12 protein-coding genes, 1 tRNA gene and 2 pseudogenes are annotated in these 15,477 nt (G+C 66.4%); 9 read left to right on the forward strand and 6 right to left on the reverse strand.

Annotation, left to right across the window (positions count from 1 at the left end):
- Positions 1-20 precede the first annotated feature (20 nt).
- From ACZ9CK_RS13560 to ACZ9CK_RS13570, 3 genes are all read right to left on the reverse strand, one after another.
- Positions 21-1,466 (reverse strand): GH1 family beta-glucosidase, encoded by a 1,446-nt coding sequence (locus ACZ9CK_RS13560; protein ID WP_476050906.1) that lies wholly within the window; start codon positions 1,464-1,466, stop codon positions 21-23.
- A gap of 209 nt (positions 1,467-1,675) precedes the next feature.
- Positions 1,676-1,757 (reverse strand) — tRNA-Tyr (locus ACZ9CK_RS13565).
- A gap of 166 nt (positions 1,758-1,923) precedes the next feature.
- Complete coding sequence (locus ACZ9CK_RS13570) at positions 1,924-2,190, reverse strand: hypothetical protein (RefSeq protein ID WP_426299290.1); 267 nt, start codon at positions 2,188-2,190, stop codon at positions 1,924-1,926.
- 225 nt (positions 2,191-2,415) lie between these two features.
- Between ACZ9CK_RS13570 and ACZ9CK_RS13575 the strand changes: the two genes are divergently transcribed.
- From ACZ9CK_RS13575 to ACZ9CK_RS13595, 5 genes are all read left to right on the forward strand, one after another.
- A complete protein-coding gene (locus ACZ9CK_RS13575; RefSeq protein WP_074591467.1) occupies positions 2,416-2,907 on the forward strand; it encodes a YajQ family cyclic di-GMP-binding protein in 492 nt (163 codons plus the stop codon).
- A gap of 221 nt (positions 2,908-3,128) precedes the next feature.
- Entirely contained in the window at positions 3,129-3,992 is an 864-nt protein-coding gene (gene efeU, locus ACZ9CK_RS13580) for an iron uptake transporter permease EfeU (protein WP_426299293.1), read from the forward strand.
- A gap of 54 nt (positions 3,993-4,046) precedes the next feature.
- A complete protein-coding gene (gene efeO / locus ACZ9CK_RS13585; protein ID WP_476050192.1) occupies positions 4,047-5,252 on the forward strand; it encodes an iron uptake system protein EfeO in 1,206 nt (401 codons plus the stop codon).
- Positions 5,249-6,529, forward strand: a complete 1,281-nt coding sequence (gene efeB, locus ACZ9CK_RS13590; RefSeq protein ID WP_426299297.1) for an iron uptake transporter deferrochelatase/peroxidase subunit — start codon at positions 5,249-5,251, stop codon at positions 6,527-6,529. Before efeO ends, efeB begins: the two co-directional genes overlap by 4 nt.
- On the forward strand, positions 6,526-7,146 hold the full coding sequence (locus tag ACZ9CK_RS13595; protein ID WP_476050193.1) for a hypothetical protein: 621 nt from the start codon (positions 6,526-6,528) through the stop codon (positions 7,144-7,146). Before efeB ends, ACZ9CK_RS13595 begins: the two co-directional genes overlap by 4 nt.
- A gap of 49 nt (positions 7,147-7,195) precedes the next feature.
- Here ACZ9CK_RS13595 and htpX read toward each other — a convergent pair.
- Together htpX and ACZ9CK_RS13605 are read right to left on the reverse strand one after the other, a co-directional pair.
- Positions 7,196-8,060: pseudogene (htpX, locus tag ACZ9CK_RS13600) on the reverse strand (zinc metalloprotease HtpX).
- A gap of 81 nt (positions 8,061-8,141) precedes the next feature.
- Positions 8,142-9,413, reverse strand: coding sequence for an MFS transporter (locus ACZ9CK_RS13605; RefSeq protein WP_426299303.1), 1,272 nt, complete (start codon positions 9,411-9,413; stop codon positions 8,142-8,144).
- Between the two features lie 86 nt (positions 9,414-9,499).
- Here ACZ9CK_RS13605 and ACZ9CK_RS13610 point away from each other — a divergent pair, with 86 nt between their 5' ends.
- The 4 genes and pseudogenes from ACZ9CK_RS13610 (at position 9,500) to ACZ9CK_RS13625 (ending at position 13,774) form a co-directional block, all read left to right on the forward strand.
- Positions 9,500-10,252: a hypothetical protein gene (locus ACZ9CK_RS13610; protein WP_476050194.1), complete on the forward strand. Its 753-nt coding sequence runs from the start codon at positions 9,500-9,502 to the stop codon at positions 10,250-10,252.
- A gap of 30 nt (positions 10,253-10,282) precedes the next feature.
- Positions 10,283-10,744: a Fur family transcriptional regulator gene (locus tag ACZ9CK_RS13615; protein ID WP_426299307.1), complete on the forward strand. Its 462-nt coding sequence runs from the start codon at positions 10,283-10,285 to the stop codon at positions 10,742-10,744.
- Between the two features lie 75 nt (positions 10,745-10,819).
- Positions 10,820-12,997, forward strand: coding sequence for a catalase/peroxidase HPI (gene katG, locus ACZ9CK_RS13620; protein WP_426299309.1), 2,178 nt, complete (start codon positions 10,820-10,822; stop codon positions 12,995-12,997).
- Between the two features lie 140 nt (positions 12,998-13,137).
- Positions 13,138-13,774: pseudogene (locus tag ACZ9CK_RS13625) on the forward strand (DUF2461 domain-containing protein).
- 124 nt (positions 13,775-13,898) lie between these two features.
- Here the strand turns inward: ACZ9CK_RS13625 and ACZ9CK_RS13630 are convergent.
- On the reverse strand, positions 13,899-15,458 hold the full coding sequence (locus ACZ9CK_RS13630) for an amino acid permease (protein ID WP_476050195.1): 1,560 nt from the start codon (positions 15,456-15,458) through the stop codon (positions 13,899-13,901).
- Positions 15,459-15,477 lie beyond the last annotated feature (19 nt).

A 15,477-nucleotide genomic window follows, 5' to 3' on the forward strand; every position in this document is an offset into this window, starting at 1 on the left:
TCGATCAAATAAAGCCTGGGTTACTCCTTCCGACCGGCTGGCAAGCGATTGTCCGGAGTGCGTCCGGCGATGACAGAGGAATAGACCAAAGCGGAGTCCTTCACCGTGCGGACGTGGGTTTCGTAGTCAACGTGGACCATGCCAAAACGCTTTCCGTAGCCCCAGGCCCACTCATAGTTGTCCAGCAAGGACCACAGGAAATAGCCGCGCACATCCGCCCCTTCGTCGATTGCCTCGGCAATGCTCTCCAGGTGGTCAAGCACGAACTGGGTCCGCTCGACGTCGTGGACCCGGCCGCCGTCGGTGATGTCGTCGTCGAACGCTGCGCCGTTCTCCGTCACGAACATCGGCGGGAGGTTGGGGTACTCGCGCCCCAGGCGCGTCAGCAGGTGGCGGAGCCCTTGCGGGTTGATCTCCCAGTCCATGCCGGTACGCGGCAGCCCGCGCGAAGGGAACGTAATGTGTTCGGATCCGACATACGGCGAGGCAATCTTCCGGTCCGTGGCAGCCGCGAAACCCGCGTCACCGTCGGGCAGCGGATGCCCGGAAACGTTGTCATCGTGGTAGTAGTTCACGCCCAGGAAATCGATGGGTGCGGCAATGGTTTCGAGGTCGCCCTCATGGACCAGTTCATCAAAGCCGAGACCCTCGACGTCGTCCCGGAAGTCTTCCGGGTACCGTCCAAGGAGGAGCGGTTCCAGGTAAATGCGGTTCTGCAGCGCATCGAAGCGGCGGGCTGCGTCGAGATCCACGGAATCGGCGGGGTCCGCGGGGATCGAGTTGGACAGGTTGAGGGTGATGCCGATGTTCTCCGCACCCAGGACGCGAAGGGCGCGGGTCGCCAATCCGTGGGCCAGGTTCTGGTGGTGCACCGAAGCCAGACCCGCCTCGCGGGAGGTCCGGCCTGGGGCGTGCAGCCCGGCGGCGTAGGACAACAGCGAGGAGCAGAACGGTTCATTGAAGGTGGTCCAGTGCTGCACCCGGTCACCGAGCGCCCCGTAAACCGTCTCGGCATAGTCCTGGAAACGGAAGGCAGTGTCCCGGCCGGCCCAACCGCCCTTTTCCTCGACCGCCTGCGGCATGTCCCAGTGGTACAGGGTCAACCACGGCAGGATGCCGGCCTCGAGGAGTTCGTCCACGAGCCGGGAGTAGAAGTCCAGCCCGGCCTGGTTGACGGAGCGGTCTCCCGGCTTGATCCGCGCCCAGCTCGTGGAGAATCGGTAGGAGCCAAGTCCCAGCCGCTTCATGAGGGCAACGTCTTCGGGCATGCGGTGGTAGTGGTCGACGGCGACTTCCGGAGTGTCGCCATTCGCGACGGCGCCGGGCACGCGGGAGAAGACGTCCCAGATGCTGTCTTCCTTGCCGTCTTGGTGGGCGGCCCCTTCAATCTGCGCGGCCGCCGTCGCAGACCCCCAGAGGAAGCCTTCAGGCCATGCGCGGGCACCCAGCGCCGCGGCTTGTTCCAGCTGCGACCGCCGGGAGATTTGAGACAGTCACGAAGGGTCCTCCTTTGATGCATCTAAATGTTATGCGCTTAGATTACGGGGCCGACGTTTCCGGCAAGTAAAAAGCGCCAGGGGCGCGGACAAGCCTGTGGAAGACGGCGCCAGCACACACCCCGGTTCCGGGCAAAGAAAAAATCCCCGGAACCTATGGTTCCGGGGATTTCATTGGGTGGCAGATGAGGGATTCGAACCCCCGTAGGCAGTGCCAGCTGATTTACAGTCAGCCCCCTTTGGCCGCTCGGGTAATCTGCCGAACTTCAAAAGAAGATCACTCACAGCAACAGTTCCGTTTCCGTCCCCGTAACCGCGAGCAAGACAACCTTACAGAACTTCTGCCGAAGAATCGAATCGGGGCCGCGAAGCCCGGAAATCCCCGGAATTCAGCCCGTCACAGCGTGCCGAAAGTCCGGCCAGGCGGTCAGGCCTCCCCCAAGATCCGGCCGGCCAGCTTCTCCTCGAAGCGCAACGCCTGCTCGGCAGTGAGCTGCCGCAGCTCCACCGCCCGCTGCAGATCCGCATGGACGCCCTCCATGCGGGTGGCGGCGTCGGGCACCGGGCTCAGCACCACGGAGGCTGCCACGGCAGCGGCTGCCACGGCCGTGCCCGCGGCCGCCGCGGCGACGCCGATCGTTGCCGCCGCGGCTGTCGCGGAGCGGGTGACGTAACGTACGGGGTTCTTGCTCATGGGGGTTTCCTCCAGGGATTGTTTTCCTCCAACGGGTACAACTCTCTTCCCGGGCCCTCAGTTCCGGCAGTGCGTGTGCTGTGAGCGAACTGTGAAACGCGGCTCCTCCGAACGAGCGGTTACAGACTGCACGTTCCACACCGCAGGTACTAGGCTGGTTGGCAGACAAGAGCGCCCGCGGGGCACCGCGGAGACGCAATCCACCACCCATTCCCAAGGAGAGTCATGGCAGGCGAATCCACATTCGACGTCGTCAGCAAGGTAGACAAGCAGGAAGTCGCCAACGCGCTCAACCAGTCCCAGAAGGAAATCGCCCAGCGGTACGACTTCAAGGGCGTCGGCGCCGAGATCGACTTCAGCGGCGAGAAGATCCTCATGAAGGCCAACTCCGAGGAACGCGTCAAGGCCGTCCTCGATGTCTTCCAGTCCAAGCTGATCAAGCGCGGCATCTCCCTGAAGTCCCTGGACGAAGGCGAGCCCTACGCCTCCGGCAAGGAGTTCCGCCTGGAGTGTTCCATCAAGGAAGGCATCGCGCAGGACATCGCCAAGAAGATCAACAAGATCATCCGCGACGAAGCCCCCAAGTCCGTCAAGTCCCAGATCCAGGGCGACGAACTCCGCGTCACCTCCAAGTCCCGCGATGACCTGCAGGCAACCATGGCCATCCTGAAGAACTTCGAGGAAGCCGACCTGCAGTTCGTGAACTTCCGCAGCTAGACAGGGCAGGCCAAGGCCGGGGCGCAGCGTCGATCACCGACGCCGCACCCCGGCCTTTTCCGTACCCGATGCGTTTCCGGGATGGGTTCCGGGGAGGTTCCACGGCAACCCCGTGCAATCTTTTGCAATTACCTCACGAAATCTTTGCGTATTCCGCGGCGGCTTGTAAGGTACTCACTTAGGCGAGCCTAATGATGGCTACCCTAAGAGAAAGCACTGTTATGACAGCCAACTTCCTGATCGGCCTGCGCGAAGGCCTGGAGGCAACCCTCGTGGTGGTCCTGCTGATGGCCTACCTCGTCAAGACCGGCCGCCGTTCCCTGATGCACCGCCTGTGGGCGGGCGTGGGGATCGCCGTCGCCGTGTCGGTTGCCTTTGGCGCCCTGTTGACGTTCGGGCCGCGCGGCCTCAGTTTCGAGGCGCAGGAAGCGATCGGCGGCGGACTCTCGATTGTCGCCGTCGCGCTGGTCACCTGGATGGTGTTCTGGATGGCACGGACGGCCCGCTCCCTCGGCGGCGAACTGAAGTCCCGCGTGGACAAAGTCGCCGACGGCGCCGCATGGGGCCTGGTGCTCGTGGCCACCCTCGCGGTGGGCCGCGAAGGCCTCGAAACGGCGCTCTTCCTCTGGGCGGCGGCGCAAGCCAGCGGAGAATCCTCGACGCCGTTGCTCGGCGCGCTGCTCGGCCTCGCCGTGGCCGCGGGGCTGGGTTACCTGCTCCACCGCGGCGTGCTGAAGGTCAACCTCTCCCGCTTCTTCAGCTGGACCGGGATCGGCCTGATCATCATCGCCGCCGGGGTGCTGGCCTACGGAGTCCACGATCTCCAGGAGGCGGGCATCCTGCCCGGGCTGCACAGCCTCGCCTTCGACGTCTCGGCCACCGTCCCGCCGTCGTCCTGGTACGGCACCCTCCTGAAGGGGACCCTCAATTTCTCCCCGGCCACCACCTGGCTGGAAGCCGCGGCCTGGATGCTTTACACCGTTCCCGTCCTGTACTTCTACCTGCGCAGTACTGTGGCGGCCCCGCCCGCCACGCCCCGCAACGGCGTCGAGCACCCTGTCCGTGCCGAAGCCGCAGCAGCCTGATCTTTCCCCGCAACACCCCCAACGATTCGCACCTCCCAACAAAAGGAACACCCCATGCCTGGCTCCCGCCTGCCCGAAAAGGCCCCGACCATGTCCTCCGGCCGGAAGCATCTTGCCCTGATCGCCGCGGCGGCAGTGCTCCCGCTGGCACTGTCCGCCTGCACCGACAACGGCAAAGGCGCCGAGGCCGGCAGCGGCGACGGCTCCATCCTGGTCAGCAGCACTGACACGGAATGCAAGGTCTCGGCCTCCTCTGCCCCGGGCGGCAACCTGAGCTTCTCGGTGAAGAACGACGGCAAGCAGGTCACCGAGTTCTACCTGCTGGCTGAGGACGGCCTGCGGATCATCGGCGAAGTCGAAAACATCGGACCCGGCCTGACCCGCAAGCTGGTAGTCTCCGCCGGCCCGGGCAAGTACACCACCGCGTGCAAGCCCGGCATGCAGGGCGACGGCATCCGTGCCGCCTTCGAAGTCACCGACTCCGGCAACAACACCGTCGTCGACGCCGACCTGAAGAAGCTCCTCGACACCGGAGTCCAGCAGTACGCGTCCTACGTCAAGGACCAGACCGAGCAGCTGGTTGCCGGCACGAAGGACTTCGCCGCGGCCTACGCGGCCGGCGACGCCGCCAAGGCGCGCGAACTCTATGCCGCCACGCGCATGCACTGGGAGCGCATCGAACCCGTGGCGGAATCCTTCGGCGACCTCGATCCCAAGCTGGACGCCCGCGAAGCGGACCTGGAACCGGGACAGAAGTGGACCGGCTGGCACCGGGCGGAGAAGGACCTCTTCCCGCCGGCAGGGTTCAAGCTGCTGACCGCCGCCGAACGCGGCGCACTGGCCAAGCAGCTTGTTGCCGACACCGAAGAACTGGGCAAGCGCACCCGCACGGTGGAGCTGACCGCACACTCGCTGGGCAACGGCGCCAAGGAACTCCTGGACGAGGTGGCCACGGGCAAGGTCACCGGCGAAGAGGAGATTTGGTCGCACACCGACCTCTGGGACTTCCAGGCCAACGTGGACGGCGCCCGGATCGCCTACGAGAGCCTCAAGCCCGCGCTGCTGCGCAAGGATGCGGCACTGGCGAAGACGCTCGATGAGAAGTTTGCGGCGCTGCAGGCCGAGCTCAAGAAGCACGCCAAGGGCGAGGGCTTCACGTATTACGACGAGCTTAGCCCGGCACAGGTCAAGCAGCTTGCGTCGCTTGTCGATTCCTTGGGCGAACCGCTGTCCAAGCTCACCGCGGCCGTGGTCCTGTGAGCGGCTGCCCCTTCTCCCGCCGCGGCCTGCTTTCCCTTGCCGGCGTCGGCGGTGCGGGAGCCGCGGCAGGAATTGCCGCCGGCCTGCTCGGCCATGACACCCTGGCCGCGGCTGCCGCACCCGCCGAGCACCATGACGACGTCATTCCGTTCCACGGTGAACGGCAGGCCGGAATCACGACCCCGGCCCAGGACCGGCTCCACATGGCCGCCTTCGACGTCACCACCGAGGACCGCGCCGTCCTTGTCCAGCTCCTCAAGGACTGGACTGCAGCGGCAGAGGCCTTGACGGCGGGGCGCACCACGGGTGCCACCGGCGCCGTCGACGGCCCCTACGATGCCCCGCCCGAGGACACGGGCGAGGCGTTGGAGCTGACGGCGGGCAAGCTGACCCTGACGTTCGGCTTCGGCGCCTCCCTGTTCGAAAAGGACGGTAGGACCCGCTTCGGCCTGGCCGGCAAGCGGCCGGATGCCCTGATTGACCTGCCGCATTTCCCCGGGGACGACCTCGAACCCGGCCGCAGCGGCGGTGACATCGTGGTGCAGGCCTGCGCCGACGACCCCCAAGTGGCAGTGCACGCAATCCGCAACCTGGCCCGGATCGGCTTCGGCAAGGCCCGGGTCCGCTGGTCGCAGCTGGGCTTCGGCAGGACATCCTCAACGTCCCGCGCACAGCAGACTCCGCGCAACCTCTTCGGCTTCAAGGACGGCACGGCCAACCCCAAGGCGGAGGACACGGAACTGCTTAAGGAACACGTCTGGGCCACCGCCGGCAACCGCGCCGGTGAGGCGTGGATGGCCGGCGGAAGCTACCTCGTGGCCCGCCGGATCCGCATGCACATCGAGATCTGGGACCGGACCTCGCTGGGAGAGCAGGAAGGCCTGATCGGCCGTACCAAGGGCACAGGCGCGCCGCTGTCCGGCGGAGAAGAGTTCACCGCCCCCGACTTCGACATCAAGGGCAAGGACGGCGAGCCGCTCATGCCCATGGATTCCCACGTCAGGCTGGCGCATGCGAGCCAGAACAACGGGGTCAAGATGCTGCGCCGGGGCTACAACTACACGGACGGCTCGGACGGCCTGGGCCACTTGGACGCCGGACTGTTCTTCATCGCCTTCGTCAAGGATCCGCGCACCCACTACGTGCCCATGCAGATGGCCATGGCCAAGGGCGACACCCTGGCACTGGAATACCTCAAGCACACCGGATCGGGATTGTTCGCCGTCCCACCGGGGACCAAGCCCGGAGGCTTCATCGGAGAGGGACTCTTCGCGTGAAAACAGCCGTCGTTGAACCCAGCGGCGGCACGGACACCCCCGGAAAAGAAACACCGGCACCCGCCCCGGCGGGCAAACCGGTCATAAACACCGCACTGCTGGCGCTCCTGTGTGCCGGCAGCTGGCTGGCGTCTGTCCTGGCCGGCGGCTGGGCCGAGTGCGGCCCGGTGGTCCATCGTTTCGCCCTCGCCGGGCACATCCTGGCCCTGGTGTTGTCCTTCGGCGCCATCATCGTGGTGGACTGGGTCGGATTGCTGTGGCTCCTTGGCCGCCGCGACATCCACGACACCAGGCGCGTGGAGTCGGCGGCGCAGCCATTGATCTGGTGCGGCTTGGCCGCCCTCCTGGTCACTGGTTCACTGATCGATCCGGACCTTGGCAACCCGCTGACCCAGGTCAAACTGGCCTGTGTGCTGCTGCTCATGCTCAACGGAATCCTGCTGGCGCCCACCATGCGGAAGCTGCATGCCTTGCCCCCGGGAACCCTCTTCTCGGCCATGGCAGCGCCCCTCCGCAAGCACCTGATGATCGCCCTGTGCGTTTCGCAGGGCTGCTGGTGGACCTGCGTCCTGGTGGGCCTGCTCAACAGCACCTTGCGGCGCTGGACCGGCAGCTGACGGGTGAGCGGCTAGGGGACGGGCAGCTGACGGGCGGGCGGCTAAGGCTTTACGGCCGCCCGGCCATCCGCTCCAGCCGCTGGATGCGTTCGCGCATCGGCGGGTGGGTGGCGAACAGCTTGGTCATCGCGCCGCCGCGGAACGGGTTGGCGATCATCAGGTGCGAGGCGTTCACGAGGCGCTGGTCCTGCGGCAACGGCACCTGCGCAACCCCCGATTCGATCTTGCGCAGGGCCGAGGCGAGCGCCAGCGGATCGCCGGTGAGCGCGGCGCCGTCCTCGTCGGCGTCGTACTCCCGGGTGCGGGAAATCGCCAGCTGGATCATGGAGGCAGCCAACGGCGCCAGGAGCGCGAGGGCGATCATCGCGATCGGGTTCGCGTTCCGGCGGTCGCCGCCGCCGAAGAACAGCAACATCTGCCCCACCGAGGTGATGACGCCGGCGACGGCGGCGGCCACCGAGGAGGTCAGGATGTCACGGTTGTAGACGTGCATGAGCTCGTGGCCGAGAACGCCGCGGAGTTCGCGCGCGTCGAGCATGTGCAGGATTCCTTCGGTGCAGCAGACCGCGGCGTTCTTCGGGTTGCGGCCGGTAGCGAAGGCGTTCGGCGTCATGGTGGGAGAAAGGTAGATCCGCGGCATCGGCTGCTTGGCCCGCACGGACAGCTCCCGGACGATCTGGTAGAGCCCGGGCGCCTGTGCTTCCGTCACCGGATACGCCTGCATGGAGCGGAGCGCGATCTTGTCGCTGTTCCAATAGCCGTACGCGGTGGTCCCAACGCCGATCAGCGCCATGATCCAGATGGGCGCCGAACTGCGGGTCCCGACGCCCGATCAGCGCGCCAAGGCCCAGCAGCACCGCCCAGAGGACGCCGAAAAGGGCTGCGGTCTTCAGTCCGTTGTGGTGATTGTGCACGTCACTGCTTTCTTGCGGTGAAGGATTGGTCTTCTTTTTTCGTATAACGCCGATGGCGGCGCGGACGTTCCGCTGTTGTGTTCAGGGCAGGGGGTGGTGGGCGTCGTACTGCAGGAATCCCTTCTGCCGCCGGGCGACAAGCGTGGACACCGCGATGCAGAGCGCCCCGCCAAGGAGCAGCACCCAGCCTTCGCTGAGCACCTTGGTGACGCCGCCGGCCAGCATGTCGCCGATCCTCGGCCCGCCGGCCACCACCACGATGAAGACGCCCTGCAGCCTGCCCCGCAGGTGGTCCGGCGTGGCCGACTGCAGGATGGTGGTCCTGAAGACGGCGCTGACCGAGTCGGAGACGCCGGCAAGCACGCAGCACAGCGCGGCCGGGACCAGCCACCAGGTGGCACCCCCGCGGCCTGAACTGCCGGCGAGCACCACCACCAGGCCGAAGGCTCCGATCGAAAAGCCCCAACCGGCCACGGACCAGACAACAGCGCTGCCCTGCCGGCGGACCCGTCCAAGCGGCCCGGAGAAGAGCCCGGCGAAGAAGGCGCCCACCGCCGTCGACGCCAGCAACACACCCACGGTGGTTTCCCCGCCGCCGAGCATCGTGGCCGCGATGGCCGGCATGAGGGCGCGCGGCTGGGCGCAGATCATGGCGATCAGGTCGATCACGAAGGTCATGCGGACGTTGGGCCGGGTGCCGAGGAAGCGGAAGCCTTCCACCACCGAACGCAGGCCGGGCCTGCCCGCGCCCTTGGACGGCGGCAGCGCCGGCAGCTTGAACAGGCCCCACAGCGCGAAGGTGAAGCTCAGGACGTCGATGGTGTACGTCCAGCCGAAGCCGATGGTGGCCACCAGCACGCCCGCGAGCAGCGGTCCCGCCGTCATGGACAGGCCCATAGTGAGCATGCTGAGGGCGTTGGCCGCAGGCAGGAGTTCCTTGCGGACCAGCAGCGGGATGATGGCGCTGCGGGCCGGGGCGTTAATGCCCTGCGCGCCGCTTTGAACGGCCACCAGGAAATAGAGGATCCACACGTTGCCCAGCCCCAGCCAGGCCTGCAGGGCAAGCCCGGCGGTGCTTGCCCAGAGGACCAGGGACGCGGCAATGGCCACTTTCCTGCGGTCGAAGGCGTCCGCCACGGAGCCGCCGAAGAGCCCTGCCACCACCAGCGGCACGAGCGCGAAAATGCTCAACAGACCGACGTAAAGGCTCTGCTGGGTCAGCCGATACACCTCAAGGCTGACTGCGACAAGGGTCAGCTGGGAGCCGACGGCGGCAACGGAGGATCCCAGCCAGAGGCGCCGGAACGCCGGACTTTCGCGGAGCGGGGTGATGTCTGCCAGAAGTTTTGCCACTGCCCTACCCTACCCAGAATGGCGTAGCGGACTCCCGGATAGCGCCGTCACTTGCTAGGCTCCGGAGTCGGGGGAAAGGAGACGGCATGCCCATGGCACGGCGCCTGCTCTTCCGTTCGAGCATGTGGGAAGTCGCGCGCCCGCGGACTCCGCTCACGGAAGGCCATTTCATGGTGCGCCTAAGCGACCCCGCAACCCCGTTCACCGAAGACTCGGCCGCCGACTGGCTGCTCTGTTATTCGGCCGCCCGCGCTGCCCTGCACGAAGTGCTCCACAGCAGCCTCTGCACGGTCATGTTCCCGTTCCGCTGGCACCCGCTCGGCTCCGCCATCGGCGAACCCGCCGCAGAATCCTCCACGCCGGGCTTCCATCTCTTCGCCCGCTGGGCCGGTGAAAGCACGACGCCGGGCGGCCAGCTCGCGCTGCCGGCCCACCGCCGTCGGGCAGCGGGTCCGTTCGACGACCTTGATGCGTCGCTGCGGGCCGTGCTGCAGCGTACTGCAGCAGCACGCCTGGCGGCCGCCCGGCGCCCGGAATCCCGGCAGGATGTCAGCTGGGTTTCCGGACGGGGCGACGCCGCCCACCACCGCGTCCTGGTCCCGGAGCCTGGCGTGGGCACCGTCTCCCAGCTGACGCCGTCGTCGCTCCTTTCCCTGGCCGCTGCCCTGGAGGAGCTGCCCACCGGGGACCGGGTCACCGGGTACAGCTGCGTCATGACCGAAGCGGCCGGCTCGGAGCGGCGCCTGGAGCTGCACGCTCTGGGCCGCTCCGCGGGCGAGGAACGCAATCCCTTGGAGTCCCTGGAAAATTTGCCGGAAGTTAGCCGCGCCTTATTGTGATCTTCTCAAAATAAATGTTTCAATAAATGCATGATGGATCACACGGCCGAACAGCAGGCATGGGCGGCGGCCCTGCATGCCCACGGCCGCCGTGTCACCAAGCAACGGCTCGCCGTCCTGGCCGCCGTCGAACGCAACCCCCATTCGCCGGCGGAGGGAATCCTCGCCGCCGCGCGCAAGGAACTCCCGGAACTGACAGCGCAGTCGGTCTACGTGGTGCTGAGCGACCTCACCGAACTGGAAATGGTGCGCCGCTTCGAACCCCCGCACTCCCCCGCGTTGTACGAGACCCGGGTGGGGGACAACCACCACCATGCCGTTTGCACCATATGCGGCCGGGTGGAGGACGTGGATTGCGCCGTGGGCCACGCGCCTTGCCTGACGCCGCATTGGGATGAGCACTCAAAGCCGATGACCATCCAGATCGCGGACGTCCTGTACCAGGGAATCTGCCAGGACTGTCAGGCCAAAGAACTTCAGGCGACGCCTTAGCCCCCGGTCGCACCGCGACCGGACGGCTTCGGCCCGACTGGACTACCTCTGTAAACCAACCCCGGAAGGAAAACTGTGTCTGAGAGCACCATTGCCAAGTGCCCCGTAGCGCATGGCGGCCGTGTACACCCGACCAAGGGCGCCCCGAACAACGAGTGGTGGCCCAACAAGCTCAATCTGAAGATCCTGGCGAAGAACCCGGTGGTGTCGAACCCGCTCGACCCCGGCTTCGACTACACCGAGGCCTTCAACAAGCTTGACCTGGACGCCGTGAAGGCGGACCTGGCCGAGGTCATGACCGACTCCAAGGAATGGTGGCCTGCCGACTTCGGGCACTACGGCCCGTTCATGATTCGCATGGCCTGGCACTCTGCCGGCACGTACCGCTCGCACGACGGTCGCGGTGGCGGCGGCGCAGGCCAGCAGCGCTTCGCCCCCCTGAACTCCTGGCCTGACAACGTCAGCCTGGACAAGGCCCGCCGCCTGCTGTGGCCGGTCAAGAAGAAGTACGGCCAGTCCATCTCCTGGGCCGACCTGATGATCCTCGCCGGCAACGTGGCGCTGGAGACCATGGGCTTCAAGACCTTCGGTTTCGCCGGTGGCCGCCCGGACGTCTGGGAAGCGGACGACGACGTGTACTGGGGCCCGGAAAAGGTCTGGCTCGACGACGAGCGCTACACCGGCGACCGTGACCTCCAGGCGCCGCTGGCCGCAGTCCAGATGGGCCTCATCTACGTCAACCCGGAAGGCCCCAACGGCAACCCGGACCCGCTGGCCTCGGCCCGCGACATCCGCGAAACCTTCCGCCGCATGGGCATGGACGACGAGGAAACCGTCGCCCTGATCGTCGGTGGCCACACCTTCGGCAAGACCCACGGCGCCCACAAGGACGACAGGATCGGCGCCGACCCGGAAGCCGCTCCCCTGGAGGCACAGGGCTTCGGTTGGAAGAACGGCCACGGCACCGGCCACGGCGCTGACACCGTCAGCTCCGGCCTTGAAGTGACCTGGACCTACCACCCGACCCGCTGGGACAACGAGTTCCTGCACATCCTCTTCGCGTACGAGTGGGAACTCATGGAGTCCCCGGCCGGCGCCAAGCAGTGGCGTCCGGTGGCCAACGGCGGCGCCGACCTGGTTCCGGAAGCACACGCCGGCTCCGGTACCCGCGAACCGCGCATGCTCACCAGCGACCTCGCCCTGCGCACCGACCCGGCATACGAGGCGATCTCCCGCCGCTTCAAGGACGACCTTGGCGCCCTGGAAGACGCCTTCGGCCGCGCCTGGTTCAAGCTGACCCACCGTGACATGGGCCCGAAGGCCCGTTACCTGGGCAAGGAAGTTCCGGCCGAGGACCTGATCTGGCAGGACCCGCTGCCCGCAGCCCCGGCCCAGACCATCGGTGAAGCCGAGATCGCCGTCCTCAAGGAAAAGATCGCCGCTTCCGGCCTGTCCGTCGAGGAACTGGTTTCCACCGCGTGGAAGGCAGCGGCTTCCTTCCGCGGTTCCGACAAGCGCGGCGGCGCCAACGGCGGCCGCATCCGTCTCGAACCGCAGGTCAGCTGGTCCGTGAACCAGCCGGAGAAGCTGAAGCCGGTCATCGCCAAGCTCGAGGAAGTCGTTGCCGACTTCAACGCGTCCTCCGAGATCAAGGTCTCCTTCGCCGACGTCGTCGTCCTCGCCGGTGGCGTGGGCGTCGAGCAGGCTGCACTGGCCGCCGGCCACGACATCACCGTCCCGTTCACCCCGGGCCGCGTCGATGCCACCCAGGAGCAGACCAGCACCGAGCAGTTCGCCTGGCTCGAGCCGGTTGCCGACGGTTTCCGCAACTACGACAGCGGCTTCCTGAACCTGCCCAGCGAGTACCTGCTGATCGACCGCGCGAACCTGCTGAACGTGTCCGCCCCGGAACTGACCGTCCTGGTGGGCGGCCTCCGCGTCCTGGGCAACAACTGGGACGGCTCCCAGCACGGCGTCTTCACCGACCGCCCGGGCACCCTGAGCAATGACTTCTTCGTCAACCTGCTCGAACTCGGCCTCGAGTGGACCCCGGACGCCGAAGAGAAGACCTACACCACCACCGACGGCCGCTGGACCGGCAGCCGCGTGGACCTGGTCTTCGGCTCCAACTCCGAACTGCGCGCCCTCGCCGAGGTCTACGCCTCCGACGACGCACAGGAGAAGTTCGTTGCCGACTTCGCCAAGGCCTGGGCCAAGGTCATGGACAACGACCGCTTCGAGCTCAAGAAGTAGTCGGGCGCCCGGGAAATCCCGGAGCCGAACGAAGCACCCCGTCACGGAAAATCCGTGACGGGGTGCTTGCTTTTCAGGGTTCTCCACATAGCTGGCCCGGGCCCTGTGCTGCCCGGCATGCGGTCCCTAGGATTCCTTGCATGAACACATTTCAGGGCATTCCGCCGGAGGCGTTCCGCTTCTATGCCGAACTTGAGCAGAACAACAACCGCGAGTGGTGGTTGGAACACAAGGACGTTTACGACGCCGCGGTGAAGGAGCCGCTCACCGCGCTCCTCGAGCAGTTGGAGCCGCAGTTCGGGCCGGCCAAGATCTTCCGCCCGTACCGGGACGTCCGCTTTTCGCAGGACAAGTCACCCTACAAGACGGCCCAGGGCGCCTTCGCGGCGGAACAGGAAGGCCTGGGCTTCTATCTCCACCTGGCCGCAGACGGCCTCCTGCTGGGTGGCGGCTGCCATTCGTACAGCCCCGCACAGCTTGGCCCGCTACCGCGAGTCCGTGGCCGCCCCGGCCAGCGGGGAGGAACTGGAGGGTATCGTCTCGCAGATCGCCGACGCCGGGTATTCCATCGGCGGCGAGAAGCTCAAGACAGTACCCCGCGGCTTCGACAAGGACCATCCGCGGGCCGAACTGCTGAAGCACAAGTCCTTGTCCGCCGGGCTTGAACTCGGTGAACCCGCTTGGCTTTCCACCCCTGCGGCGGCCGGGGAGATCGCACGCCGGTGGGAAGTGCTGCGGCCCCTGGTGGACTGGGTCTCTGAGCACGCCGCGCCCTGATCCGGAGCTACCCGGGGACGGCGATGGCCGCCCGGAACCGTGGTTCCAGGCGGCCATCGTATTGTTTGCGTTTCGCAGTTTGCGTTTCGTTGTTTGCGTTTCGCTGTCAGCGGGCGGCGCAGGCTCAGACCTTGCTGAGGTCGTCCTCTTCGTCGCCGGACACCGTGCTGTTGCCTGCCACGGAGCCTCCGGACACCGCGGCGCGGGCCTCGGCGAACTTCTCGTTGAGGCGCGAGTGGCGCTGGCCGTAGGCGAAGTAGATCGCGATGCCGATGACCAGCCAGATCGCGAAGAAGATCCAGGTCTCCACCGCGAGGTTGGTCATCAGGTACAGGCAGAGGACCGCCGAGACAACCGGGAGCACCTTGCCGAACGGCACGCGGAAGGCCGGCTTCAGGTCCGGACGCTTCTTGCGCAGCACCAGGATGCCCAGGCTCACCATGACGAACGCGGAGAGGGTTCCGATGTTGATCATTTCCTCCAGCAGGTCAACGTTGGTCAGGCCTGCCACGAGGGCGACGGCGCTACCGCAGATGATCTGGAGCCGTGCGGGGGTCGCGTGCTTGTCGCTGGTGCGGGACAGGGCGCGCGGGAGCAGGCCGTCGCGGCTCATTGCCAGGACCACGCGGGCCAGTCCCATGAGCAGCACCATGATCACCGTGGTGAGCCCGATGAGGGAGCCGAAGGCGATCACCTTGGCCGCGTCCGTGTTGCCGACGGCTTCGAACGCCGTGGTAAGAGTGGGGCTCTTGGCCTCGGCAAGCTGGGTGTAAGGCACCATGCCGGTCAGGGCCAGGGAAACGAGGATGTAGAGCAGGGTCACTAGGGCGAGGCCGCCGAAGATGCCGCGCGGGAGGGTCTTCTGCGGGTTCTTGACCTCTTCGGCAGAGGTTGCCACCACGTCGAAGCCGATGAAGGCGAAGAACACCAGTGCCGCACCGGCGAAGATTCCGAGGGTGCCGTACTGGGCGGGAACGGCCCCGGTGAGGAAGCCGAAGAAGGACTGCTTCAGCACGTCGGTGCCGCCGCTTCCCGCTGTCGGAACGGATTCGGGAATGAACGGCGTGTAGTTGGCGACCTTCACGTAGGTGAACCCGACGACAATGACGAAGAGCACCACACCGATCTTGATCAGGGTGAAGATGTTGCCCACGCGGGCGGACAACTTGGTTCCAAGGACCAGCAGCACCGTGAATACGGCCACGATGAGGAAGGCACCCCAGTACAGGTCCACCCCGCCGATGTTGAGCGCGGGCGGCATGTCCACGCCCATGAGGCCGAACACCTTGCTGAGGTAGATGCCCCAGTACTTGGCGATGACCGCTGCGGCCGTAAAGAGCTCGAGGATCAGGTTCCAGCCGATGATCCAGGCCAGGACCTCGCCCATGGTGGCGTAGGTGAAGACGTAGGCAGAACCCGCAACCGGGATGGCGGTGGCGAATTCCGCGTAGCACATGATGGCCAGCGCGCAGGTGACGGCGGCAACCGCGAAGGAGATGGTCACCGCGGGGCCAGCGAAGTTTGCCGCGGCCTTGGCACCTACCGAGAAGATGCCGGCGCCGACAGCAACGGCGACGCCCATGATCATCAGGTCCCAGGTGCTGAGGGAGCGCTTCAGTTTGCGTCCGGGTTCATCGGCGTCCGCAATGGACTGCTCGATCGACTTGGTCCGGAAGAGGTTCATAGGAAGTCCACAATCTTGA

Source organism: Arthrobacter sp. TE26545, from assembly GCF_056279005.1.